This window comes from Streptomyces sp. RK62 (assembly GCF_018070255.1).
Lineage (GTDB): Bacteria > Actinomycetota > Actinomycetes > Streptomycetales > Streptomycetaceae > Streptomyces > Streptomyces nigra.
On sequence record NZ_JAGPYD010000008.1, the window covers coordinates 361,804 to 384,635 of the forward strand.

Annotated in this window: 24 protein-coding genes and 1 other RNA gene; 11 read left to right on the forward strand and 14 right to left on the reverse strand. The window is 72.6% G+C overall.

The features are described from left to right. Position 1: 1 nt before the first annotated feature. Positions 2 to 634: a response regulator transcription factor gene (locus KBY32_RS18050; protein ID WP_210980781.1), complete on the reverse strand. Its 633-nt coding sequence runs from the start codon at positions 632 to 634 to the stop codon at positions 2 to 4. 224 nt (positions 635 to 858) lie between these two features. Beyond that, complete coding sequence (locus KBY32_RS18055; protein WP_210980751.1) at positions 859 to 2,058, reverse strand: sensor histidine kinase; 1,200 nt, start codon at positions 2,056 to 2,058, stop codon at positions 859 to 861. Positions 2,059 to 2,390: 332 nt separating this feature from the next. On the opposite strand from KBY32_RS18055, the gene KBY32_RS18060 reads away from it, so the two are divergent. The 3 genes from KBY32_RS18060 to KBY32_RS18070 are packed head-to-tail and all read left to right on the forward strand — an operon-like array spanning position 2,391 to position 5,351. After that, the gene (locus KBY32_RS18060; protein WP_210980782.1) at positions 2,391 to 3,248 is read left to right on the forward strand and encodes a MaoC/PaaZ C-terminal domain-containing protein; all 858 of its coding nucleotides are present in this window, start codon (positions 2,391 to 2,393) and stop codon (positions 3,246 to 3,248) included. A gap of 43 nt (positions 3,249 to 3,291) precedes the next feature. Then, positions 3,292 to 4,368 (forward strand): Zn-dependent alcohol dehydrogenase, encoded by a 1,077-nt coding sequence (locus tag KBY32_RS18065; RefSeq protein ID WP_210980752.1) that lies wholly within the window; start codon positions 3,292 to 3,294, stop codon positions 4,366 to 4,368. A gap of 41 nt (positions 4,369 to 4,409) precedes the next feature. Beyond that, positions 4,410 to 5,351, forward strand: a complete 942-nt coding sequence (locus tag KBY32_RS18070; protein WP_210980753.1) for a 3-oxoacyl-ACP reductase — start codon at positions 4,410 to 4,412, stop codon at positions 5,349 to 5,351. 70 nt (positions 5,352 to 5,421) lie between these two features. Here the strand turns inward: KBY32_RS18070 and KBY32_RS18075 are convergent, their stop codons facing one another. Next, positions 5,422 to 5,589, reverse strand: a complete 168-nt coding sequence (locus KBY32_RS18075) for a hypothetical protein (protein ID WP_210980754.1) — start codon at positions 5,587 to 5,589, stop codon at positions 5,422 to 5,424. Between the two features lie 96 nt (positions 5,590 to 5,685). Continuing rightward, positions 5,686 to 6,837 (reverse strand): hypothetical protein, encoded by a 1,152-nt coding sequence (locus KBY32_RS18080; RefSeq protein ID WP_210980783.1) that lies wholly within the window; start codon positions 6,835 to 6,837, stop codon positions 5,686 to 5,688. A 257-nt stretch (positions 6,838 to 7,094) separates the two neighbouring features. Here KBY32_RS18080 and KBY32_RS18085 point away from each other — a divergent pair, with 257 nt between their 5' ends. Genes KBY32_RS18085 through KBY32_RS18095 form a run of 3 tightly spaced genes read left to right on the forward strand, consistent with a single transcriptional unit; the run spans position 7,095 to position 9,919 of the window. Beyond that, entirely contained in the window at positions 7,095 to 7,949 is an 855-nt protein-coding gene (locus KBY32_RS18085) for a Nif3-like dinuclear metal center hexameric protein (protein WP_210980755.1), read from the forward strand. Further along, the gene (locus KBY32_RS18090; protein ID WP_115508998.1) at positions 7,946 to 8,689 is read left to right on the forward strand and encodes a zinc ribbon domain-containing protein; all 744 of its coding nucleotides are present in this window, start codon (positions 7,946 to 7,948) and stop codon (positions 8,687 to 8,689) included. Before KBY32_RS18085 ends, KBY32_RS18090 begins: the two co-directional genes overlap by 4 nt. A gap of 18 nt (positions 8,690 to 8,707) precedes the next feature. Then, the gene (locus KBY32_RS18095) at positions 8,708 to 9,919 is read left to right on the forward strand and encodes a bifunctional RNase H/acid phosphatase (RefSeq protein ID WP_210980756.1); all 1,212 of its coding nucleotides are present in this window, start codon (positions 8,708 to 8,710) and stop codon (positions 9,917 to 9,919) included. On the opposite strand, the gene KBY32_RS18100 is transcribed toward KBY32_RS18095, so the two are convergent. Beyond that, entirely contained in the window at positions 9,902 to 10,534 is a 633-nt protein-coding gene (locus KBY32_RS18100; protein WP_210980757.1) for a bifunctional 4-hydroxy-2-oxoglutarate aldolase/2-dehydro-3-deoxy-phosphogluconate aldolase, read from the reverse strand. The genes KBY32_RS18095 and KBY32_RS18100 overlap by 18 nt on opposite strands. Positions 10,535 to 10,609: 75 nt before the next feature. After that, positions 10,610 to 11,392 (reverse strand): peroxide stress protein YaaA, encoded by a 783-nt coding sequence (yaaA, locus tag KBY32_RS18105; protein ID WP_210980758.1) that lies wholly within the window; start codon positions 11,390 to 11,392, stop codon positions 10,610 to 10,612. A gap of 73 nt (positions 11,393 to 11,465) precedes the next feature. Between yaaA and KBY32_RS18110 the strand changes: the two genes are divergently transcribed. Next, positions 11,466 to 12,902 carry an RNB domain-containing ribonuclease gene (locus KBY32_RS18110; RefSeq protein WP_210980759.1) on the forward strand — a complete coding sequence of 479 codons (1,437 nt, stop codon included), beginning with the start codon at positions 11,466 to 11,468 and terminating at the stop codon, positions 12,900 to 12,902. On the opposite strand, the gene KBY32_RS18115 is transcribed toward KBY32_RS18110, so the two are convergent. Further along, positions 12,814 to 13,455 (reverse strand): hypothetical protein, encoded by a 642-nt coding sequence (locus KBY32_RS18115; protein WP_210980760.1) that lies wholly within the window; start codon positions 13,453 to 13,455, stop codon positions 12,814 to 12,816. The two genes, KBY32_RS18110 and KBY32_RS18115, sit on opposite strands and share 89 nt — an antisense overlap. After that, entirely contained in the window at positions 13,452 to 14,204 is a 753-nt protein-coding gene (locus tag KBY32_RS18120) for a MerR family transcriptional regulator (RefSeq protein WP_210980761.1), read from the reverse strand. The genes KBY32_RS18115 and KBY32_RS18120 overlap by 4 nt, the downstream gene beginning before the upstream one ends. Positions 14,205 to 14,351: 147 nt before the next feature. Here KBY32_RS18120 and KBY32_RS18125 point away from each other — a divergent pair, with 147 nt between their 5' ends. Both KBY32_RS18125 and rnpB read left to right on the forward strand, forming a co-directional pair. Beyond that, on the forward strand, positions 14,352 to 14,930 hold the full coding sequence (locus KBY32_RS18125; protein ID WP_210980762.1) for a Uma2 family endonuclease: 579 nt from the start codon (positions 14,352 to 14,354) through the stop codon (positions 14,928 to 14,930). Between the two features lie 54 nt (positions 14,931 to 14,984). Continuing rightward, positions 14,985 to 15,388, forward strand: an RNA gene (gene rnpB / locus KBY32_RS18130) — RNase P RNA component class A. Positions 15,389 to 15,485: 97 nt separating this feature from the next. Here the strand turns inward: rnpB and KBY32_RS18135 are convergent. The 4 genes from KBY32_RS18135 to KBY32_RS18150 form a co-directional block, all read right to left on the reverse strand. Beyond that, positions 15,486 to 15,917 carry a hypothetical protein gene (locus KBY32_RS18135; protein WP_247689593.1) on the reverse strand — a complete coding sequence of 144 codons (432 nt, stop codon included), beginning with the start codon at positions 15,915 to 15,917 and terminating at the stop codon, positions 15,486 to 15,488. After that, positions 15,910 to 16,827, reverse strand: a complete 918-nt coding sequence (locus KBY32_RS18140) for a hypothetical protein (RefSeq protein WP_247689594.1) — start codon at positions 16,825 to 16,827, stop codon at positions 15,910 to 15,912. Before KBY32_RS18140 ends, KBY32_RS18135 begins: the two co-directional genes overlap by 8 nt. Positions 16,828 to 17,161: 334 nt before the next feature. Then, positions 17,162 to 18,553, reverse strand: coding sequence for a hypothetical protein (locus KBY32_RS18145; protein ID WP_210980763.1), 1,392 nt, complete (start codon positions 18,551 to 18,553; stop codon positions 17,162 to 17,164). A gap of 159 nt (positions 18,554 to 18,712) precedes the next feature. Beyond that, complete coding sequence (locus KBY32_RS18150; protein ID WP_210980764.1) at positions 18,713 to 19,348, reverse strand: hypothetical protein; 636 nt, start codon at positions 19,346 to 19,348, stop codon at positions 18,713 to 18,715. A 138-nt stretch (positions 19,349 to 19,486) separates the two neighbouring features. Between KBY32_RS18150 and KBY32_RS18155 the strand changes: the two genes are divergently transcribed. Continuing rightward, positions 19,487 to 20,998 (forward strand): triacylglycerol lipase, encoded by a 1,512-nt coding sequence (locus KBY32_RS18155; protein ID WP_210980765.1) that lies wholly within the window; start codon positions 19,487 to 19,489, stop codon positions 20,996 to 20,998. Between the two features lie 98 nt (positions 20,999 to 21,096). Here KBY32_RS18155 and KBY32_RS18160 read toward each other — a convergent pair whose 3' ends face one another. Then, a complete protein-coding gene (locus KBY32_RS18160) occupies positions 21,097 to 21,450 on the reverse strand; it encodes a MazG-like family protein (RefSeq protein ID WP_115508923.1) in 354 nt (117 codons plus the stop codon). Between the two features lie 44 nt (positions 21,451 to 21,494). Then, complete coding sequence (locus tag KBY32_RS18165; protein ID WP_210980766.1) at positions 21,495 to 22,052, reverse strand: DoxX family protein; 558 nt, start codon at positions 22,050 to 22,052, stop codon at positions 21,495 to 21,497. Positions 22,053 to 22,194: 142 nt separating this feature from the next. On the opposite strand from KBY32_RS18165, the gene KBY32_RS18170 reads away from it, so the two are divergent. After that, positions 22,195 to 22,521, forward strand: coding sequence for a hypothetical protein (locus tag KBY32_RS18170; protein WP_055620683.1), 327 nt, complete (start codon positions 22,195 to 22,197; stop codon positions 22,519 to 22,521). Positions 22,522 to 22,832: the final 311 nt, after the last annotated feature.

Below are 22,832 nucleotides of genomic sequence, written 5' to 3' on the forward strand. Positions count from 1 at the left end.
GTCAAAGCCAGCCCTGCTGCCGTGCCTCCCGCAGCGCCTCCGCGCGGTTGCGGGTGCCCGTCTTGCCGATGGCGGAGGACAGATAGTTGCGGACCGTCGACTCCGACAGGTGCAGCCGGGCCGATACGTCGGCGACCGTCGCGCCGTCCGACGAGGCGTTCAGCACGTCGCGCTCCCGTGCCGTGAGCGGGTTCGGGCCGGCGCTGAGGGCGGCCGCGGCGAGGGCCGGATCGATCACCGTCTCACCGGTCAGCACCCGGCGGACGGCGACCGCCAGCTCCTCGACAGGACCGTCCTTCACCAGGAACCCGGCGGCACCGGCCTCCATGGCCCGCCGCAGATAGCCGGGGCGGGCGAACGTCGTCAGGATCAGCACCCGGCAGTCCGGCACCTGCTCGCGCAGTTCGGCGGCGGCGTCCAGGCCGCTCTGGCCCGGCAGTTCGATGTCGAGGAGGGCCACGTCGGGGCGGTGCGTCTGGGCGGCGTCCACGATCGCGTCGCCGGCCGCCACCTGCGCCACCACCTCGATGTCCGGCTCCATCCCGAGCAGTAAGGCGAGCGCCCCGCGCATCATGCCCTGGTCCTCGGCGAGCAGCACCCGGATGTGTTTCCCGGGCCGACGGTCCGGCGGCATCTCGTTCACGGGGTCAGCCTAAGAGCTCCGAACAAAAGTGGAGCCCGGCTCGCGGCGCCTGGCCCGCACGCTCGCCGCGTTGCCGGAAGCCCCTGGTAGCCCCGCTACCAGGGGCTTCCGGCGCCTTGCGATCGCACGCACCAGACGCCGCGAGCTGATCGGACTCCACTTTCGTTCGGAGCTCTAAGGGCGGTGGGGAGGGGGCGGCACCGGGCGTGACGGGTTCAGTACGTCGGGCGTCCGGCGGCGAGGGGGACGCCGTCCGTGCCCGGCTCCTCCACGGCGTCCGCCGCGTTCGCCGGAAGTTCCGCCGTCACCACGAAGCCGCCGTGCTCCGGTCCGGCCGTGAGCGTGCCCCCGGCGGTGGCAAGGCGCTCGGCGAGCCCTCGCAGACCGGTGCCGCCGCTGCCTCCGGTGGTCCGGGGACGGTCGATGCCGCGACCGTCGTCCGCAACCCTCACCCGCACCCGCTCACCGTCACCGCTCACCGCGATCTCGCAACGGCTCGCCCCACTGTGCCGGACGACGTTCGTGGCCGCCTCCCGCACCACCCACCCCAGCAGGGCCTCCGCCTGCGGGGCCGGCGGCGGCCCGGAGCGGCGTACGACCGGTTCCACGCCCGCCGCCCGCAGCGCGGAGGCCGCGCCGTCGATCTCCCGGCTGAGGCTGCCCTGCCGGTACCCGGTCACGGCCTCGCGGATCTCCGTGAGCGCCTGACGGCCGACGGACTCGATGTCGGTGAGCTGCGCCTGGGCCGCGTCCACGTCCCGGGTGGCCAGCCGCCGGGCCGCCTCCGCCTTCACCACGATCACCGACAGCGTGTGCCCGAGGAGGTCGTGCAGATCGCGGGAGAAGCGCAGCCGCTCCTGTTCGACGGCCCGGTGCGCCAACTCCTCGCGGGCCGCGCGCAACTGCCGTACGGCGTCGGAGAGGGAGAGGATCGCCGCCGTCACCATGGTGGAGATCCAGGTGGCGTAGGCGATGCCGAGCCCGTCCCAGCCGTCGCGGGAGACGGCCACCGCACCGGCCAGCACGCCCAGGGCCGCCCCGGCCAGGCGCAGATGCGGGAAGCGCACGGCCGCGCCGGTGGCAAGACCGAGCAGCGGGAAGAACAGCAGCCAGGTGCCGCCGTAGGCCAGGGCGAGGGCGCAGGTGACCCCGGTCATGAGCACCAGGGCCACTCTGGTCGAGGGCGCCTCCCGCGTGTTCCGCGTGAACGAGCGGAACGTGACATAGATGTAGAGCGAGTTGAACGTCAGCAGGCCCAGCCCGCCGAGCAACGGGTCCGCGGCGTCGCCCCCGAAGACGTTCGACAGGGAGCCCATGCCCAGGAGCAGCCACGGCAGCAGGCTGAAGCCGTTGGGCGCCCGCTCCTCCCCGGCGGCGGCGCACGCGACCTTGTGGTGCTTGAACAGCCAGGCCATGTCCCTGTCCCCTGTCGCCGACGTCCGGTGGCATCGACGGTACGGACTCCGGCGGCCGTCCGGCAGGGGCGTGTGTCCGGCGTCCGGCAGGACAAATGTCCCGCCGGCTGTCGGCTGACACATCGTCAGGAGTCTTCACAAGTGCCTTGGCCTCGGCTATACAGGGGTCGCCGTACTGGAACGCGTTCTACATCACCGTCCGCGAGGAACGGGTTCCACGGCCCCGTGACGACCTCGGTGCGGCCGACGGTGCGGACGGCCGTACCGAGGTCTCGACCCACCCGCACGACGTCAGCCGCAGGACCGCACCCGCCGTCACCTTCAGGAGCCGTATGCCCATCGACGCCGCCAAGGCCCTCGCCGCGCCGCCCCGGACCGGCGAGATCTCCTGGAACTCCAAGGACGTCCAGCTCTACCACCTCGGCATCGGCGCCGGAGTCCCCGCCACCGACCCCGACGAACTGCGCTACACCCTGGAGTCGCGGCTGCACGTGCTGCCCAGCTTCGCGACCGTCGCCGGGTCCGGGGCGCCGGGCGTCATCGGCGGACTGTCCATGCCCGGCATCGAGGTCGACCTCGCCCGTGTCCTGCACGGCGGCCAGCACCTCACCGTCCACCGCCCCCTGCCGACCGAGGGCACGGCCACCGCCACCCACCGGATCGCCGGCCTGTACGACAAGGGGAAGGCGGCCGTCCTGGTACTGCGCACCGACGTCGCGGACGCCGACGGGCCGCTCTGGACCAACGACGCCGAGATCTTCATCCGCGGCGAGGGCGGTTTCGGCGGCGACCGCGGCCCGTCGGTCCGGCTCGAACCCCCCGCCGGGGAGCCGGACCGGGTCCTCGAACGGCCCGTCCGCGAGGACCAGGCGCTGCTCTACCGCCTCTCCGGCGACTGGAACCCGCTGCACGCCGACCCCGAGTTCGCCAAGCGCGCCGGGTTCGACCGGCCGATCCTGCACGGGCTGTGCACCTACGGCATCACGCTCAAGGCGGTCGTCGACACCCTGCTCAACGGCGATGTGACCCGCGTGCGCTCCTACCGCACCCGGTTCGCCGGTGTCGTCCATCCGGGCGAGACCCTCCGTATCCGCGCCTGGTCCGGCGAGGGCTCCGTACGCGTCGCCGTGAGCGCGGCCGACCGCGCCGACGCCCCCGTCCTCACCGACACGATCGTCGAACACACCTGACCCGCACGCCACATCCGCCCGCCCGCCCGAGGGGAGCCGCACCATGCGCGCAGCCGTCCTGCACGAGACCGGCCAGGACAAGCTCGACGTCCTCGACGACGTCGAGGCGGTGGGCTTCGGCCCCGGCAAGGTGAGGGTCCGGGTCCGGGCCACCGGGCTGTGCCACTCGGACCTTTCCGCCATGTCCGGGGTGCTGCCCCAGCCCGCGCCCTTCGTCCCCGGGCACGAGGGCGCCGGGGAGATCCTGGAGGTCGGGGAGGGCGTCCGCGGTCTGAACCCCGGCGACCGGGTCGTCCTGTGCTGGCTGCCCGCCTGCGGCGCCTGCCCGGCGTGCCGGCGCGGCCAGACCGAGCTGTGCCTGGCCGGGTTCATGAACGCGGGCACCCCCAACTTCAAGCGGTCCGGCGGTGACGTCTTCGGCTTCGCCGGCACCGGCACCTTCGCCGAGGAGGTCGTCGTCGACGCCGGCTGCGCGGTGCCCATCCCCGACGACGTGCCCTTCGACATCGCCGCGCTGATCGGCTGCGGAGTCACCACCGGGCTCGGCGCGGCGCTCAACACCGCCGACCTCGAGGCCGGTTCGTCGGTCGCCGTCATCGGCTGCGGGGGCGTCGGCGTCTCCGCGATCCAGGGCGCGCGGCTGAAGGGCGCCGCCGAGATCGTCGCCGTGGACCCGGTCCCCGCACGACGTGAGGCCGCGCTGCGGTTCGGGGCCACCCGGGCCGTGGCCCCGGACGGCCTGGCCGACGCCAAGCAGCAGGTCACGGCGGGCGAGGGCTTCGACTACGTCTTCGAGGTCGTCGGCAGGTCGGCCACGGCCCGCACGGCGTACGAGTCGACGCGGCGCGGCGGCACCCTGGTGATCGTCGGCGCGGGCGCGATGGACGACGTGCTCCAGCTCAACATGTTCGAGCTGTTCTTCGACGAGAAGCGCATCCTGCCGTCCCTGTACGGCGGCGGCGACGTACTGCGGTCGTACGAACGGGCGATCGCGCTGTGGCGGGCGGGCCGTATCGACCTCGCGGGCCTGATCACCCACCGGGTCCCGCTGTCCGGGATCAACGAGGCCCTGGAACAGATGCGCACCGGCAGCGCGCTGCGGACCTGCATCGAGATCTGAACTCAGGGAGATCCGAACCCACCGGCTGCGAAGGGGCGTCGATGGCACTGCCACTGGAGGGGCGTACGGCGATCGTCACGGGCGCGGGCCGCGGCCTGGGCCGCGCCGAGGCACGCGAACTGGCCCGGCTGGGCGCGGCCGTCGTCGTCAACGACTACGGGCAGCCCGGCCGGGACGGCACCGGCGCCGCGTCGGCCGGACCCGCCGAGGAGGTCGCCGCCGAGATCCGCGCGGCGGGCGGCCGGGCCGTCGCCCACACCGGGGACGTCGCCGACTTCGGCCAGGCGGGCGGCCTGGTCGCCACGGCCCTCGCCGAGTTCGGCTCGCTGGGCGTCCTGGTCAACAACGCGGGCATCCTGCGCGACCGCATGGTCTTCTCCATGGCCGAGGAGGAGTGGGACTCGGTGATCCGGGTCCATCTCAAGGGCCACTTCAACATGGTCCGCCATGCCGCCGCCCACTGGCGGGAGCGGGCCAAGGCGACGGGCGCGCCGGTGTACGGGCGGATCGTGAACACTTCCTCGGAGGCGTTCCTCGCCGGGTCCGCCGGGCAGCCCAACTACGCGGCGGCGAAGGGCGGGATCGTCGGGCTCACCACGTCGTCCGCGCTCGCGCTCGGCAAGTACGGCGTCACCGTCAACGCCATCTGCCCGCGCGCCCGCACCCGGATGACCGAGGACGTCTTCGCCGGGCTCGCCCCGCCCGAAGAGGGGCTCGACCCGCTCGCGCCCGAGCATGTCGCCCCGCTCGTCGGCTATCTGGCGTCCCCGGCCGCCGCCGGGATCACCGGGCAACTGCTCGTCGTCCACGGCGGCGTGGTGGCCGTGGTCGAACGGCCCAGGGTGGCGGCGACGTTCGACAGCAAGCAGGAGACGTTCACGTACGACGAACTGGACGCCCAGCTCACCGCGTACTTCGCGGACCGGCCGCCCGGCGAGACGTTCGCCGCGTCCGAGGTGCTGGGCCTGCGCCGCGGCAGGTAAAGGGACTGGACAGGGAAACGGCCCCGCTCCTCCAAGAGGAACGGGGCCGTACGCTCTGCCCGGTGCGGCGTCAGGCCGCCGACTCCGTGGCCTCGGCCGGCTTGCGGTGACGGCCGCGGGGGGCCGTCTGCTGCTCGCCCGCCGAGACGTCGCTGGCCGAGACCGGGCCCCGGTGCCGGCCGTTTCCGCCGGCCTCCTGGACCTCGGACGACGGCTGGGTCGTGGTGGCGTTGCTCATCGGTAAGGTTCACCCCGTCAACATGATCTTTCCAACAGCCGGGTGAGTCTAACCAACCCCTGTCGGGGCGGATCCAGGCAACCGCGCCGACCGCCACTACTTCGTTACAAGACCGCCCAAAGGCGCTTGCTGCAAGGGCACGGGACGGGTCGCAACGGGACCCGGAGGGTCCGTTTCCGCCGGTGAGGGCACGGGTTGCGCGCCGCGGTCCTCCGTCGCCGGTGCGGCCGGCGCCTCCAGTCGCGCCACCCCGCACGGCACGTCCGCGGTGGCGTACGGCAGCCGCAGCTCGCCCTCCCGGGACCACACCCCGGCCCCCGTCAACCACCCCACGGGCGCCGCGAGATGACGCACCGCCCGCTCGGCGGGCCGCCACACCCCGACCCAGCTGCCGACCGGCCCGTCGACGCGCAGCGCCACCCCGCAGCTCTCCGGCGTCAGCACCTGCCCCGGCTGGATCGCGAACGGCGTCGCCTCGCAGTCCGGCATCCGCAGGGACTCCGGGAAGCGCACCGGCAGGGTGCTGCCGAGGACACCCCAGCCGAGCCGCGGGTGCCCCGGCGAGGGGGCGTCCGAGCGGATCAGCAGCAGCCCGCTGTCCGGGTCGGCGAGCAGGACCCGGTCGTCGCTGTCCGCGGTGATCTGCAGCAGCGGCGACACCTCGCCGTCCCGCTCCAGATCGACCACGACGGCCTTCGTCCGCCCGCCGGACTCCCGGTCGAGGGACAGCATCCGCCCCTCCCGGTCCAGCCACACCCCGCCCGAGCAGCGCCCCGGGATCTCCGCGAGCCGCACCGGCCCGAAGCCGCCGCCCGCCACCAGCCACACCGCGCTGGAGTCCCGCCCCACCGCCACGGCGTACGCGCGCTCGCCGCCCGGCGCCGGGGGCAGCATCCGCAGCCGGGTCCCGTCGTCCGGGCACTCGACCGCGCCCAGCAGCAGCTCACCGGTGCCGGGGCCGGTGGGGTACAGCAGGGAGAAGACATGCCGTCCGTCGGTGGGGCGGCGGACGAGGACCCGCCCGTCGCCCATCGGCTGCACCTCCGTACCGGGCTCCTCCGGCTGATGGCTGGGCAGCGGTACGGCGTAGGGCTCGGGGCCGTCCAGGGTCCAGCGCTCCGGGAACCAGCAGTCGCCGTTCAGCGCGAGGCGGGCGGCGTAGGAGCCGTCCGCGGTGATGATGCACTCCGTCCGAGGCGCGTCGCCGCTGTCGGACTCCGCCGTGGACTCGATCGCACAGGCCGTCATGGTCCGGTCACCTCCGGTCACGACGCTAGTTTTCGTCCGCACAGGTGGGGTGCGGCCCCGTTCCGCTTCACACAAAGGGGTGGCACAGGAACGATTCGCCTGAGGAAACGGGGACCGCTGTGCTGGACGGCACCGGACGCGACGGGGGAGGACCCGCGAGACCGGCGGGAACGCCGGGCACGGGCGTCCGGAGGCCTGCCCCACCGGCTGCCCCGAGCCGGTACGGCCCAGGACAACGGCCAGGTAGCCTGTCCTTCGTGCCCCGTCTGTCTGAAGTCATCACCGCGCTGGAGACCCTGTGGCCCGCCGAGCGGGCCGAGTCCTGGGACGCGGTCGGCACCGTCGTGGGCGACCCCGAGCAGGAGGTCACCCGGGTTCTCTTCGCCGTCGACCCGGTCCAGGAGATCGTGGACGAGGCCGTGAAGCTGGGCGTGGACCTGCTGGTCACCCACCACCCGCTGTATCTGCGCGGGACGACGACGGTCGCGGCCTCCCACTTCAAGGGCCGCGTGGTGCACACCCTGATCAAGAACGACATCGCGCTGCATGTCGCGCACACCAACGCCGACTCCGCCGACCCGGGCGTCAGCGACGCCCTCGCCGGAGCCCTGGACCTGCGCGTCGTACGGCCTCTCGTGCCGGACCCGACCGACCCGGAGGGCCGCCGCGGCCTCGGCCGCGTGTGCGAGCTGGACCAGCCGCTCACCGTGCGCGCCCTCGCCGCCCGCGCCGCCGAGCGGCTGCCCGCCACCGCGCAGGGCATCCGCGTCGCCGGCGACCCCGAGGCCGTCGTCCGCACGGTCGCCGTCAGCGGCGGCTCCGGCGACAGCCTCTTCGACCAGGTGCGGGCCGCCGGTGCCGACGCCTTCCTGACGGCCGATCTGCGGCACCACCCGGTGTCCGAGGCCGTCGCCCACAGTCCTCTCGCGCTGCTCGACGCGGCGCACTGGGCCACCGAGTGGCCCTGGTGCGAGCTGGCCGCGAGCCAGCTCGACGAGATCTCCGACCGTCACGGATGGAACCTGCGGGTCCATGTCTCCAAGACGGTCACCGACCCCTGGACCGCCCACGCGGCGTCCACCACCACCGATTCCACGGGAGCCCCCAACTGAACGCCGCGCCCGCCGACCAGATCCGCCTCCTCGACGTCCAGGACCTCGACGTCCGCCTGCAGCAGCTCGCGCACAAGCGGAAGTCGCTGCCCGAGCACGCCGAGATCGAGTCCCTCACCAAGGACCACACCCAGCTGCGCGACCTGCTCGTGGCCGCGCAGACCGAGGAGAGCGACTGCGCCCGCGAGCAGACCAAGGCCGAGCAGGACGTCGACCAGGTGCGCCAGCGCGCCGCCCGCGACCAGCAGCGCCTGGACTCCGGTGCCGTCACCTCCCCGAAGGACCTGGAGAACCTCCAGCGCGAGATCGTCTCCCTCGCCAAGCGCCAGGGCGACCTCGAGGACGTCGTCCTGGAGGTCATGGAGCGCCGCGAGTCCGCGCAGGAGCGGGTCGCCGAGCTGACCGAGCGCGTCGGCTCCGTGCAGGGCAAGGTCGACGACGCGATCGCCCGCCGGGACGCCGCGTTCGAGCAGATCGACGCCGAGGTGGCCACGGTGACCAAGGAGCGCGAGGTCGTCGCGGCCGCCGTCCCGGCCGACCTGCTGAAGCTCTACGAGAAGCTGCGCGAGCAGCAGGGCGGCGTCGGCGCGGCCAAGCTGTACCAGCGCACCTGCCAGGGCTGCCGCCAGGAGCTCGCGATCACCGAGCTGAACGAGATCCGCTCGGCCGCCCCCGACACCGTGGTGCGCTGCGAGAACTGCCGCCGCATCCTGGTCCGTACGGCCGAGTCCGGCCTCTAGACCCGCGGGAGCCGTGGCGTGCGGGAGTTCATCGTCGAGGCCGACGGCGGGTCGCGGGGCAACCCGGGACCCGCGGGCTACGGCGCGGTCGTGATCGACGCGGCGACGGGGGAGACGCTGGCCGAGCGGGCCGAGTACATCGGTGTCGCCACCAACAACGTCGCCGAGTACCGGGGCCTGATCGCCGGGCTCCGCGCCGCGCACGAGCTGGACCCGACGGCCACGGTCCACGTCCGCATGGACTCCAAGCTCGTCATCGAGCAGATGTCGGGCCGCTGGAAGATCAAGCACCCCGACATGAAGCCGCTGGCGTTCGAGGCGGCGCGCGTCTTCCCGCCCGCCCAGGTGACGTACGAGTGGATCCCGCGCGAGCAGAACAAGCACGCCGACCGGCTCGCCAACGAGGCGATGGACGCCGGGAAGCGCGGGGAGCGGTGGAGCGCGGCGGACTCCACGGCGGAGCTGGAGGCGGCCGACGCGAAGGCCGCCAGTGCCGCCGGCGGTCACGCTCCTACGGCGGCTGAGGGCACCCGTACGACCGTCGCCGAGGGCGCCGGTACGACCGCTGCCGCCCTCTCGTCCGGGTGGGCTCCCGCCGACATGGGCGCGCCCGCCACCTTCGTGCTGCTGCGGCACGGCGAGACGCCGCTCACCCCGCAGAAGCGGTTCTCCGGCAGCGGCGGCAGCGACCCGGCCCTGTCCGCCGCCGGCCGGGAGCAGGCCGAGCGCGTGGGCGCCGCCCTCGCCCGGCGCGGCACCGTCCAGGCGATCGTGTCCTCGCCGCTCGCCCGCACCCGGGAGACCGCCGGGATCGTCGCCGCCCGCCTCGGCCTGGACGTCACCGTCGAGGAGGGCCTGCGCGAGACCGACTTCGGCGCCTGGGAGGGCCTCACCTTCGGCGAGGTCCGCGAGCGGTACCCCGGCGACCTGACCGCCTGGCTGGCCGACCCGGAGGCCCGCCCCACCGGCGGCGGCGAGAGCTTCGCGGCGACGGCGGAACGGGTCGCCGCCGCCCGCGACAAGCTGATCGCGGCGTACGCGGGCCGTACGGTCCTGCTCGTCACCCACGTCACGCCGATCAAGACGCTCGTGCGCCTGGCCCTGGGCGCGCCGGCGGAGTCCCTGTTCCGTATGGAGCTGTCGGCGGCCTCGCTCTCCGCGATCGCGTACTACGCGGACGGCAACGCGAGCGTGCGGCTCTTCAACGACACCTCACACCTGCGCGGCTGACCGCCCGAGACCGGCCGCCTCGCGCGCCAGCGTCTCGACCCGCGCCCAGTCCCGCGCGGCCACCGCGTCCGCGGGAAGCATCCAACTGCCGCCCACACAGGTCACGTTGGGCAGTGCGAGATAGTCGGGGGCCGAGCCGGGCCCGATGCCGCCCGTCGGGCAGAAGCGCACCTGGGGGAGTGGCCCGTACAGCGACTTGAGGTAGGCCGTGCCGCCCGCCGCCTCGGCCGGGAAGAACTTCAGCTCCCGCACCCCGCGCTCCAGCAGCGCCAGCACCTCGGACGCCGTCGACACCCCCGGCAGATACGGCACCCCGGACGCCCGCATGGCGTCGAGCAGGGAGTCCGTCCAGCCGGGGCTGACCAGGAACCGCGCCCCCGCCTCCACCGACCGCCTCACCTGCTCGGGCGTGAGCACGGTGCCGGCCCCGACGACGGCCTCCGGCACCGCGTCCGCTATCGCCCGGATCGCGTCGAGCGCGCCCGGCGTCCGCAGGGTCACCTCGATGGCGCGCAGCCCGCCCGCGACCAGCGCCCGGGCCAGCGGGATGGCGTCGGAGGGGTCGTCCACCACGACCACGGGGACGACGGGCGCGAGATCCAGGACCGATGTCATGGCGCACATCCTGCCGAGCGCGAGCATCCTGCGCAAAGCGCGTTGCGCAGGATGCAATAGAGCGGCCCTGTGGGCCTAGTGAACCTCGTCCACGAGCACATCAAGCGCCCACGGCTTCCCGGCCCCGGCGGGCGCCTGCGCCTCCACCTCGTACCCGAGATCCCGCAGCGCCTCGACCAGCTCCGCCGGGTCCTTCGGCGCTGCCCCGTCCGTCAGCAGGCTGCGCACGATCCGGCCCTTGGTGGCCTTGTTGAAGTGGCTGACGACCTTCCGGGTCGGCGCGTGCAGCACCCGTACCGTCGCCGTCCGCCCGGCCACCTCGCCCTTCGGCTTCCAGGCCGCCGCGTACGCCGCCGAGCGCAGATCCAGTACGAGCCCGGTCCCGGCCGCCTCCTGCAGCACCTCGGCCATCGGCGCCCGCCAGTGCCCCGCGAGCGCGCCGAGCCCCGGCAGCTTCACGCCCATCGAGCAGCGGTAGGACGGGATGCGGTCGGTGACCCGGACGGCACCCCAGAGCCCCGAGAACACCAGCAGCGACCTGGCCGCCCGCCGCTTCGCCGCCGAATCCAGGGAGGCGAGGCCGAGCGCGTCGTAGAGCACACCGGTGTAGATCTCCCCGGCGGGCCGGGCCCCGGCCGTGCGCAGGGCGGCGTTCTTGGCGACCTCGCCGCGCAGCCCCTCGCTCAGCCCGAGCACGTCCCGCGCCTTGTCCTCGTCGGCCGCGCACAGGTCGACCAGCTCCGTCAGCACGGCCTCACGGGCCTCGCCGAGCCCCGGCAGGGACAGCGACTCCGGCTTCAGCGGCGCACCGCGACCGGACGACGCCTTGCCTTCGGACGGCGGCAGCAGGACAAGCACAACGACTCCTCACGATCGAACCCCGCCCAGCGTACGGCGTGCCCACCGGCCTCCCTCGCCCTACGCTCGACTCATGCCCCGCCGCCACATCCGCGTGACCGGCGCCCCCGAGGCCCCCCTGCGCGCCGCCCTCACCGCGCTGCGCACCCGGCTCGACGTCCCGGCGGGCTTCCCGCCCGAGGTCCTGGCCGAGGCCGAGCGCGCCGCGAAGGCCCCCGTCCTCCCGGCGCGCGACGCCACCGACATCCCCTTCCTCACCATCGACCCGCCGACCTCCACCGACCTCGACCAGGCCCTGCACCTGTCCCGGCGGGGCACCGGCTACCGCGTCCGGTACGCCATCGCCGACGTCGCCGCCTTCGTCGTACCGTCGGGCGCGCTGGACCGGGAGGCGCACCGGCGGGTGACGACCCTCTACTTCCCGGACATGCGTATCCCGCTGCATCCCGAGGTGCTCAGCGAGGACGCCGCGAGCCTGCTGCCGGACCGGGACCGCCCCGCCGTCCTCTGGACGATCGAGCTCGACGCGGAGGGCCGTACGGTCGCCGTCGACGTCCACCGCGCCCTGGTCCGCAGCCGGGCCAAGCTGGACTACGCGGGCGTACAGCGGCAGATCGACGCGGGGACCGCCGAGGAACCCCTGGCCCTGCTGAAGGAGATCGGGGAACTGCGCGAGCGCCTGGAGCTGGAACGCGGCGGCATCTCGCTGAACGTCCCCGAGCAGGAGATCGTCGAGCACGACCACACATATGAGCTGGCCTACCGGGCGCCGCATCCCGCCGACGGCTGGAACGCCCAGCTCTCCCTGCTCACCGGCATGGCCGCCGCCGAGCTGATGCTGGCCCACGGCACCGGAATCCTGCGCACCCTGCCGGCCGCCCCCGACGGCGCGGTCGGCCGGCTGCGCCGTACGGCCCGCGCCCTGCACATCGACTGGCCGCACCATGTGTCGTACGCCGCGCTGGTCCGCTCCCTCGACCCGCACCGCCCGCACCACGCGGCCTTCCTCCAGGAGTGCACGACCCTGCTGCGGGGCGCCGGCTACACACCGTTCCGCGACGGCGCCCTGCCCGCCCTGACCACCCACGCCGCCGTGGCAGCCCCGTACGCCCACTGCACGGCCCCCCTGCGCCGCCTGGTCGACCGCTACGCCTCGGAGATCTGCCTGGCGGCCACCGCGGGGGACCCCGTCCCCGACTGGGTCCTGGAGGCCCTCGACACCCTCAGCGCCCGTATGACCGAGGGCGCCCGGCGCGCGGGCACGGTGGAACGGGAGTGCGTCGACCTCGTGGAGGCGGCGGTGCTCAAGGACCGGGTGGGGGAGGAGTTCGAGGCCTGCGTGGTCGACGTGGACGAGCACCGCCCGACGACGGGCGTGGTCCAGCTCCACGCCCCGGCGGTGATCGGCCGCATCGACGGCCCTACTCCGCTGCCCCTGGGCGACCCTCTACGAGTCCGCGTGACGGAGGCCGACCCGGAGAGGGCGAAGGTGCGGTTCGAGCCGGCGTGAGGGCGCCGACGAGCCCGGCGGCGTCCTCGGCGTACAGCCGGACCAGCCGCACCTCGCGCCGCCGCCCGAGGAGACCGGTGTGGACGACGGGCTCCGCGAGTTCCAGCGTCACCGTGGTCTGCGAGCCGACGGCCAGATTCAGCTCGCCCTCGGCGGCCGCGTGGGTGGTCCGCAGCTCACGCCGCACCCGCGCGACACGGTCCACCGGTATCCGCAGATCGACATGCCCGGCCTGCCGGACCCGCAGCACGCCGGAGCCGAGCACATGAGGCCGTACGACGGAAGCGGCATGCATCCCGAGCACGAGCACCAGCGTGTAGACGTCGACCGCGAACCACACCCCCCGCACGACCGGATGGCCGCGCAGCAGCACGGACATCATCACCGACTCGATCACGACCACGAACCCGAAGCCGAGCAGCATCACCCCCTGCCCCCGCGCGTAGGGGAACGCGACCCCGCCCCGCACCCCGTGCCGCCGACGGGCCACCCACAACCCGATGCTGACCAGCAGCCGCAGCTCATGCCGCACCAAGGCGGCGACGGCCCTCACCCCTGCTCCATGATCAGCGCCAGCGCCCGCCGGACGGCCTCGGCCTGGGCGGGCGGAAAGTCGGCGTAGAAGGCCCGCAGAAAGCTGTCACCGGAGTCGATCTCGAGCGTCTCCGGAAGCACCCCGCGGGGCAGACACTCCACGAGGGCACGGGCCGCCTCGTCCACCCGGGGATCGGCCGGATCGGCGTCGGCGAGGTCGTCGAGCAGGGCGTAGGCGGCGAGGGCCCGCTCCTGCCCACCCGGCACGGCGAGCGCGTCGCCCAGCGCGGCCATGACGGCCTCGCCGGTCTCGTCCCCCGCCGCGGTCTCGATGAGGGCGAGCAGCTCACGGTCCTTGGCGGCCATCGGGGAGTCGGTGACCTGGGACATGTCCCGGAACAGCGCCGCCAGCCGGGGCGACACGGGCCCCTCGGCGGGCAGCCCGCCCTCCATGTCCAACAGGGCCTTCAGCCGCGCCCGCCGCTCCCGTATGGCTGCCTCCTGCCGGGCGAGGTCCGCGTCGAGCTCGCCCAGCACCTCGACGAGGTCCTTCCCGGCGTCCTCGGCCAGCACGTCCCGCACCTCCGCGAGCCCCAGCCCCAACTCCGTCAGCCGCCGGATCCGCGCCAGTACGACGGCATGCCGCAGGGTGTAGTCCCGATACCCGTTGGCCCGCCGCTCCGGCTCCGGCAGCAGTCCCTGATGGTGGTAGTGCCGCACGGCCCGCGTGGTGACGCCGACCGCGGCGGCGAGTTCTCCGATCCGCATGGGACCAGTAGAGACGTTGACGTCGCGGCAGGGTCAAGGGACGGCGGGGCGGGGGCTGTGCCACGATCGAGGGAACGGTTTCCGATCTCCCGGACAGGTGATCTTCCGATGTCCCAGTCTGACGGGCGACAGAAGGAGGGGCGTGACATGACCGCCATGGCCCACGAGCCGCTCACACAGGAAGACGTCCTGCTGGAGGGCTTTCTCGCCCTGGACACTCCGGAGGGTTTCCGGGCCGAGCTGGTCGAGGGGGAGATCGTTGTGACGCCGCCGCCGGACGGGGATCACGAGGACTGCATCGGGTTGATCGTGGAGCAGGTGATCCTGCGCTCCCGGACGAAGATGCAGTTCGCCGGGACCAAAGGGTTGGTGCTGCGGAGCGGAGAGGGTTCCCCGAGGGACCGGGTGATCCCCGACGCCACATTCGCCCCCAGGGAAAGGCGCCTGTACCGAGGTGCGGACCCATGGATGCCGTGCGACGGCGTGAGCATGGTGCTCGAGGTGACGTCGACCAAACCCAGAGCCGATCGGGAAGCCAAGCGGCGCTCTTACGCCCGTGGCGGTATCCCGCTCTATCTGCTCGTCGATCGTGAAGCGGGCTCGATCACGCTGTTCAGCGATCCGGCGCAGGACGATTACCGAGGGCACTGCACCCGCCCGCTCGGCAAGCCCCTCGCCCTCCCCGCCCCCTTCGCATTCGAACTGGAGACGACGGACCTGCTCTGACACCGCCCGGCGACGGCCGCCCCGACCGCCCGGTACCATGGTCGACACGGCAGACGAGCCGGGCGGGCGGCCGCGTGGAGTCCCTCAGGGGGCTCCCCGAGGAACGTCCGGGCTCCACAGGGCAGGGTGGTGGCTAACGGCCACCCGGGGTGACCCGCGGGACAGTGCCACAGAAAGCAAACCGCCCGGCACTCAGGTGCCGGGTAAGGGTGAAACGGTGGTGTAAGAGACCACCAGTGCCTGGGGTGACTCAGGCAGCTAGGTAAACCCCACCCGGAGCAAGGTCAAGAGGAGCGCTGTAACAGGCGCTCTGCGCGGACGATCGAGGGCGGCCCGCCCGAGTCCGCGGGTAGACCGCACGAGGCCGGTGGCAACACCGGCCCTAGATGGATGGCCGTCGCCCCGGCTCCCGCGAGGGAACCGGGGAACAGAACCCGGCGTACAGCCCGACTCGTCTGCCGCCCAGGTCACGACCTGCCAGAACACCCTCAGATTCGCCGGATGATCTTGCGCGAGACGCCTGCTCGAGCTCACCGGACCTCTGGCGTGGTGCGGTCAGAACTCCCACACCTGATCCGGGTCGTCCAGCGCCGCCCGGATCTGGGAGAGGTCGCCCATGTCCGCCAGCGGGGAGCTCTTGGCGATGTCGACGATCCCGCGCACGACGGCGTGCAGTACCTCGCCGTTCTCCTCTTCGAGTGCTCTGTCCAGCCGGACGAACATCTCCTCGTAGAGATTGCGTCGTTCGGCGAACGCCTGTGTGAAGTAGTCCTTGAGGACGGCTTCAGCGGCCCTGATCCGGGCGACCTCGGTGGCCTCGTAGGCCTGGATCCGGGCTCTCCTGCTGCTCTCGACCTCGTGGATGTGGATGCACTCACGGGTGGCGTCGACGATCTGGCTCAGCGCGTCGAAGACGTCCTTCACCTGAGCGGAGGCTCGGGCCGCCGTGACCACCTTGCCTACGTGCACCTTGGGCCGGTCAGTCATCCTGGGTCTCCTCGATCAACGGCCTGTACCTGATGGTGAGATTGCCGACGCGCTCGTCCAACTCGCCATCAGCGTCGACGATGGGAGCCGCCGCCACGTCGCGGACCGCCATCACCAGCGTCATGGTCCGCTGGAAGCGCGCTGCGTGCCGCAGTGAATCGAACGGCTCGGACTCCAGGAGGTCCAGCGCCTCGAGCGCCCGAGTGGTGAGGCCGGTGAGGAGCCCGCGCAGCTCCGCGGTGCGGGTGTCGACACTCTTCAGGAGCGCGTCCGTCTTGTCGAGTTCGGCGATCGCCACGGCGACGTCCGCTTCGTACTTCTTCGCCTGGGTGACCTTCTTCGTGGTCTGGCCCTTGAAGACCAGTCCGCCGACGAGCAACGCAGGGCCTGCGACGACGATGTTGAGCGCCGCGCCTCCCAGGGCCATGCCGCCGCCACCGGATGCGAGCGACCCACCGCCCAGGAAGGCGAGCAGCGCACTCTCGGCCGCGGCACCCGACAACCCGGAGATGGCCGCACCGGTGCTCGCCACGCCGAAGCTGCTCGCCGCCGCCGTGACACCGATACCTGCGCCGGCGCCCGCCGCCGCGGACCCGAGAGCCCCGCCGATCCACGTCGCCGTATCGACATCGAGGCTGCGAAGCCCGGGAACCTGCCCCATGGTGGCATCTACGCCGTCCACCAGCAGCCGCTCGCTCTCGCGTACCTGGCGCTCATGGCGGCGCAGGAAGTCGGCCATGCGGACGACGACGTCCATGAGCGCCTGCTTCTGTTGCTCCCCCAGAGCTTCGAGGCGGCCGTTCGTCGCGGCCAGGGCCTCCTCGGCCTGAGCCCGGCGCAGTTCGTAGGCCTGGCCGGCCTCCTTGCTCCGGTGTCGCGCCCGCTTGAGGTCGAGGAGGCTTTTGCCCATGAGAGCGCCTCCACTTCCTCCGGTCGCCACCCCGACGCCGATGAGGACGACCGGTATGAAGATGGGCACGATTTCCCCCCTGCGGCCCCTGCGCCACGTGTACCGGCAGGAGTCGACCGTGTCGGTTGCCGGGTCGGCGGATGAGGCCAAACGTGCTGCTGGTGCACCTTGTTGACGTCTCAAGCTTGACGATGAGACGTAAGCACTGTCAACGAGATGTGATGATCCGATGGAGACTCGGTACTATGCCCGCCCCTTCGAGGCATCGGACGTGCCGGCGGTGTTCGCGTACGCCGCGAACACGCGTGCCTGCTCGGTCCTCGTCTGCGGTCCTTCAGCGACTTCCGGTCCCCGTGTGCCCAGGGCTCGTGCGAAGGCCGGTGCCGGCTATGAGGAGGAGCGCAGCGAGGACGGAGACCACACAGGCCGGTACGAACACGTCCGAGTTCTCGTCGGCGAACATGCCCGCTGCGGCGAGTGCGAGGAAGACGCCGAGTGCCTGCCAGCCGGTTCCGGAGGGCATCCGTCCTGCCGTCCGCCAGCGCCTGCGGGGGATCCACAGGCGGAGGAGTTCCGCGGTGGCAGCGAGTGCGAAAAGCCGGGACGCGATCATCAGCCATCCGGGAGCGGTGTTCTCCCCCAACTCGCCGACGCCGACGACGGTCGTGAAACCGAAGTAGAGAATGGGCAGCAGCCAGCCGAGTCCGGCGCGGGAGCCGGCAGGCGGGGCGGCCTTCTTGGTGGGGGCGACCGGTTGCCGGGGAGATGGGATCGCGGGCAGGGATGTCACCGGCCGGAGCGCGCGGGTCTGGGCCCGGCGGATGCGGCGGCCGGCGTCACCGTGCTGATCCATGTGGGCCGACAGGGCCGCCTGCAGTTCGAGGAGTTGTTCCGCCATCGCGTCGAACTCGGCCCGGCGCTCGGCAGTGCGGTCGGCGGCCTCGCGTTCGGCTGCCGTGAGGCGTGTCAGGATCTCGCTGTGGAGCCGTACGGCCTCCGTGCGCGCGGCCTCCGCTGCGCGCGGTACCTCGGCCAGTTCGTTGCGCAGCCGCGTGCGCTCGGCCTCGATGATCTCCGCGATGCGATGGCGCTCGTCCGGGGGAAGCTTGTGCGGGGCGAGGGCTTCGGCGCGGGCCACGGCCGACCTGCGCCACTCCATCAGAGGGCGACCCCGGTGTTCGCCGATGCCGTTGATGTGGACCTTGCCCCCGCGGGTGCGGTGGATGTAGAGGACCTCGCCGCCCTTGCCGTTGGGCGCCTTGCCCCAGCTGACTCGTTTGAAGTCGGCAGCCGTGGTGATGCCCTTGGCCGCCAGGTCACGGATCAGTCCATGGCCGATGCCGTTCACCTGGCTGGCGGTGAGACGGGTGCTGTTCAGTGTGCGCTGGACCGACTCACGGCGCAGGACGGCCAGGGCCTGCCTCTCCTTGTGGTCACGTTTGCCGTCGAGGCCCGTCACCTTGCGGGTGAGGGAGCCCTCCTGGCGTGCCTGCTTCTCGGCGATGCGCTGCAGGGACTTGCCGTGGGCGGCTTCCGCGCGACTGCGTTCCCGTGCCTCGCGGTTCAGTCGACGGACGTCGGCGACCTCGAACGCGTGCCGCTTGTCGAGGAGGCGACGGAGGGCGCGTATCGCCTCGATCAGACGACGGCGTTCGGCGCGTATCTCCGATGGGGTGGACGGGACGGGCGTGTGCCCGTTCCGCTGGATGGTGGTGCTGTCGATCAACGTGGTCTCGCTCGAGGAACAGGGTGGGAAGGGGGGAGCTGCGTGTAGATGCGGACTCTCCGGATGTGGAAATGGTTGCGCACTGCAGTGAAGGAAATGTGTTCCCTCGGTCCGCGCTCTCGCCGGTGTGAGGCGACTGCGGTCCGGCCGGTCCTCGGCTCAGCCGCCCAGTGCCACGATCGTGTTCGGTTCCTTCTCCAGCAGGCCGGCGATGCCCGCCTCCGTGGCCATCGCTCGGCGTGCCGGGTCGGCGGCCGCGCGTTCGGCCTCGTACTCGCCCCACTTCGCGGGCTGAAGGAAGAGCATGTCGTTCGAGCCCGGGACGATCAGGACGCCGCCGAAGGCCGGGTCGCCCGCGAACCAGGCGCCGGCTTCCGTGCCTCCGGGCCAGCGGCGGGTCATCGAGGCGTTCAGGGCGCGCATCGTCGGGGCTCCGTGCCGGCCCCGGATCGGCAGCTTCACCGTGTGGACCGTGCCGAGGAGCAGCCAGTCGGAGCCGCGCCGGTCCACTCGGTCGCGGTACTCCAGGGGGTACGTGCGCAGGACGCGTTCGCACACGTGGAGGCGGCGGCCGTGGCGGACCTGGAGGAGAAGGAGGAACAGCACGAAGAGGCCCGGTACGAGCGGGAGGACCGTCAGAAAGGTGTTCGGGACGCCCGCGTTGATGAGGGTGAAGGGCAGGGCTGTCAATGCGGTGCCCAGGGTGGCCCGCAGGGCTATGTGCCGGGTGCGTGCGGAGCGGCTGCGGGCTGTCACCTCGGCCACCTCGGGGGCCGGGTGCGGGGGGTGCGTCATGCGGTGTCTGTCTCCTCGAAGCGGCTGCGCTGCGGCATCGGACAGCGTAGGGCCGCTTCACCCCCACGGGTGGTCCCGACGGGCGCGGGCCCCCGGCTTCGGTTACCCAGGAGACCTGACCGTCTCCTGGAGGCTGCCGTGGACGACCCCCGCCGTCTTCCCCTTGTCTACGTCCGTGGCTTCGCCGGAGGGACGTCGGGGATCGACAAGGCCGTCGGTGATCCCTTCTACGGGTTCAACGAGGGGTCCACGCATGTCCGGGTCGGGGCGCACAACCAGCCGTTGTTCCATCAGTTCGAGAGCCCCTTGCTGCGGCTGATCCGTGAGGAGGGGTACGAGCTGCTGGTGCGGGGGAGTCAGGAGACCTACCTCGCCGAGCACGCGCAGGTGCCCGCCAACTCCCTGTGGGTGCACCGCTTCTACGACCGGTCCTCCAGCACCTGGGGCGGCCGGCCCGAGGAGTACCGGCTGGAGAGCGCCGCCGCCGATCTGCTCGACCTCGTCGACCGGCTGCGGGAGAAGACCGGCGCCCCCGCCGTCCACCTCGTCGCCCACTCCATGGGCGGGCTGATCTGCCGGTGCCTGCTGCAGAAGGTGCTGCCGGACCGGGGGCGCGACGCCGCCGAGTGCATCGGGAAGTTCTTCACCTACGGCACCCCGCACGGCGGTATCGCCTTCGACCTCGGGGGCGGCTGGCTGGAGCGGGTCCGGGACGCCGTCGGGATCCAGGGCGCCGACATCTTCGGGCCCCGGCGGATGTACGAGTACCTGACGCCGCAGGCCGAGTTCGATCCCGGCGGGCCGCCCGAGGGGTGGGACGCCCGCCAGATGCCTGAGGGGCCCGGGGCGCTGCCGCTGGAGCGGGTCTTCTGCCTCGTCGGCACCGATCCCGCCGACTACGACGTCGCCTTCGGGCTGTCCTCCGCCGCCGTCGGGCCGCACAGCGACGGGCTCGTGCAGATCGAGCGGGCGTATGTGCCGAAGGCGCACCGGGCGTATGTGCACCGCAGCCACAGCGGGCGGTACGGGATGGTCAACTCCGAGGAGGGGTACCAGAATCTGCGGCGGTTCCTGTTCGGTGACACCCGGATCGAGGCGTCGCTGGTCGGGCACCGGCTGCCCGATGACGACGACCTCGTGTGGCAGGCCGAGACACGGTTGTCGGTGCGCGGGCTGCCCGTCGTCATGCACGAACGGCTGGCCGCCCACTGGTGCCCCGTCCAGCTCGACCCGCCGGTGGCCGACACGGGCGCCGACGCCGCCTCCGTCCCGCTCGCGGCCACCTTTCTCAACAGCCGGCTGCGTCAGACGACCGGCGAGCCGATGCGGTTCGTCCTCATGCTGCGGCTGCTGTCGCTGCGCGAGCGCCGCGGCATCCTCAGCCTCGGCGACCACATCGAGCGCACCGCCGACTTCTCCGACACCCTCGTCATCGACGTCGGCACCCCGGACGCCGGGTCCGGCATCTGGGCCGCGTGGAACTCGGAGATCGAGGGCGCCATCCGCGACCATCGCGTCGCCGGCGCGCCCCGGTCCGACGAGGACCCCACCCCTGGCCGCTGGGTCGCCCACATCCCGCTCCCCGAGAGCGCCGTTCCCCTGGTCGGCGACGGAGCCAGGATCCGGCTGGTGGCCACGCCCTGGAGCTGAGCGGGTTCCCTCCGGGGGCGGGGCAGGGGGCGATACGGCGATACGGCGACACGCACCCGAAACCCCTACGCCCGCGGAACCCCGCGCACCCGAAACCCCTACGCCCCCGAACCCCTACCCCCCGCCCCCAGTGACCGTTCCGCCACCCGTGCCAGGTGCCGCGTGAACACCTCGCGTGCGTCCGGCGTCAGCGTGCGCAGGGCGACCAGGGCCGTGATCACCACGTCGCACAGTTCCGACTGCACGTCGTCCCAGGTGTGGGTGACGCCCTTGCGCGGGTTCTGGCCGGTCGCCCCGATGACCGCCTGGGCGACCTCGCCGACCTCCTCCGACAGCTTCAGCATCCGCAGCAGCAGGCCCTCCGTGCCGCCGTGCGGTTGCCCGGTCTCCAGCCACGCCCACAGGGCGTCGACGTCGTTCCACAGGTCGGCGGTGGCCTCGTCGGTCGTCATGCGGGCAGCTTAGGCACCGCACACGTGCGGTACCGGCCCCCGGTTCACTCCTCGAACAGCTTCTCCTGGTCCGCGAACTCGCCGTCCTTGTCCGGGCGGTCGAGCCGCCGGTTGCGGGCGCCCACCACCAGCGCGGTCGCCGCCGCCGTCACGCCGAGCGCCGTGGGGACCATCCAGCCGCGGTCCAGGACGTGTTTCAGCGCGTGGTCGAGGGAGAGCCGGCCGGGGCCCGTGATCGCGAGGCTCGTCGCGGCGAGGCCCAGCATGGCGGCGTGCTCGTAGCCGCCCTCCTGGTTGAAGAAGCCGTTCGGGGCGTGCACCGCGGCCGCGCCCGCCATGCCGCCGGCCGCCGCCGCGCCCGCGGCGGGGGTGGCGAGGCCGAGGGCCAGCAGGGCGCCGCCGCCGGTCTCCGCGAGGCCGGACGCGGTCGCGCTGGCCTTGCCCGGCTTGTAGCCGATCGACTCCATGAACTGGCCGGTGCCCTCGATGCCGTGGCCGCCGAACCAGCCGAACAGCTTCTGCGTGCCGTGCGCCATCAGGACGCCGCCGGCTCCCAGCCGGAGCAGCAGCAGGCCCAGATCGTGTCGGTTGAAAGAACTCACAGCGACTCCCGGAGACAGATCAACAGGGACAGGGCCCGGCGGGGACCTCCCGCCCTTCCACCGTGACACCGGGAGCACCCGCCCGCCTTGCCTCGGCGCCGTTCGGGTGGCGGGGCGGTGGGGCCGGTGTGACGCTGCGGGTATGACCATTCAGACGTCCAAGCTCAGCGACCCCACGGTCCGTGCCTTCGTCGCGGCGGTCAACGCCCATGACCGCGACGCCTTCATGGGCGTCCTCGCGCCCGGCGCGACCATGGCCGACGACGGCACCGACCGCGATCTGACCGACTGGGTGGACCGGGAGATCTTCTCCTCCAACGGGCACCTGGAGGTCGACAACGAGTCCAACCGGGGCCGCGACCTCGTCGCCTCGTACCGCAACGACACGTATGGCGAGATGCGGACCCGCTGGCACTTCGAGGTCGAGGACGACGGGCGGATCTCCCGCTTCGAGACGGGTCAGGCCTGAGCCGCCTCCGTCCCCTCCTGACCGTACGCACGGCAGCCGTTCCACCCACCGGTGCGTCCCTCGCGGTCCCACGCGAGGTCCACCCCCACCCCGGTGCGGTGGAACGGCTGCCGCGTCCCCCCTCGGTATGGCATGCGAACCCTGCTGCTCCGAATGTGAAGCTCTCGTGCAGAGTGATCTGAGCATAAGCCGCCTACCGGGGGCGATGTAGCGGAATTACAGATTCTACATGTGCACATCGTGAAGACGCACGCCCCCTCGGGATCACCCCGGCCCGCCCCCGGCTCCCCACCGCCCCCCCCCGGCGCCCC

What these genes read in the sequence shown, in the direction of transcription:
- KBY32_RS18125 (WP_210980762.1), top strand. Translation starts at nt 14,352, where the DNA reads ATGACCGCCATGGCCCACGAGCCGCTCACACAGGAAGACGTCCTGCTG.
- KBY32_RS18075 (WP_210980754.1), bottom strand. Translation starts at nt 5,589, where the DNA reads ATGAGCAACGCCACCACGACCCAGCCGTCGTCCGAGGTCCAGGAGGCC.
- KBY32_RS18110 (WP_210980759.1), top strand. Translation starts at nt 11,466, where the DNA reads ATGCCCCGCCGCCACATCCGCGTGACCGGCGCCCCCGAGGCCCCCCTG.
- KBY32_RS18140 (WP_247689594.1), bottom strand. Translation starts at nt 16,827, where the DNA reads ATGGGCAAAAGCCTCCTCGACCTCAAGCGGGCGCGACACCGGAGCAAG.
- KBY32_RS18080 (WP_210980783.1), bottom strand. Translation starts at nt 6,837, where the DNA reads ATGACGGCCTGTGCGATCGAGTCCACGGCGGAGTCCGACAGCGGCGAC.
- KBY32_RS18135 (WP_247689593.1), bottom strand. Translation starts at nt 15,917, where the DNA reads ATGACTGACCGGCCCAAGGTGCACGTAGGCAAGGTGGTCACGGCGGCC.
- KBY32_RS18170 (WP_055620683.1), top strand. Translation starts at nt 22,195, where the DNA reads ATGACCATTCAGACGTCCAAGCTCAGCGACCCCACGGTCCGTGCCTTC.
- KBY32_RS18050 (WP_210980781.1), bottom strand. Translation starts at nt 634, where the DNA reads ATGCCGCCGGACCGTCGGCCCGGGAAACACATCCGGGTGCTGCTCGCC.
- KBY32_RS18070 (WP_210980753.1), top strand. Translation starts at nt 4,410, where the DNA reads ATGGCACTGCCACTGGAGGGGCGTACGGCGATCGTCACGGGCGCGGGC.
- KBY32_RS18100 (WP_210980757.1), bottom strand. Translation starts at nt 10,534, where the DNA reads ATGACATCGGTCCTGGATCTCGCGCCCGTCGTCCCCGTGGTCGTGGTG.
- KBY32_RS18060 (WP_210980782.1), top strand. Translation starts at nt 2,391, where the DNA reads ATGCCCATCGACGCCGCCAAGGCCCTCGCCGCGCCGCCCCGGACCGGC.
- KBY32_RS18150 (WP_210980764.1), bottom strand. Translation starts at nt 19,348, where the DNA reads ATGACGCACCCCCCGCACCCGGCCCCCGAGGTGGCCGAGGTGACAGCC.
- KBY32_RS18160 (WP_115508923.1), bottom strand. Translation starts at nt 21,450, where the DNA reads ATGACGACCGACGAGGCCACCGCCGACCTGTGGAACGACGTCGACGCC.
- KBY32_RS18055 (WP_210980751.1), bottom strand. Translation starts at nt 2,058, where the DNA reads ATGGCCTGGCTGTTCAAGCACCACAAGGTCGCGTGCGCCGCCGCCGGG.
- KBY32_RS18065 (WP_210980752.1), top strand. Translation starts at nt 3,292, where the DNA reads ATGCGCGCAGCCGTCCTGCACGAGACCGGCCAGGACAAGCTCGACGTC.
- KBY32_RS18120 (WP_210980761.1), bottom strand. Translation starts at nt 14,204, where the DNA reads ATGCGGATCGGAGAACTCGCCGCCGCGGTCGGCGTCACCACGCGGGCC.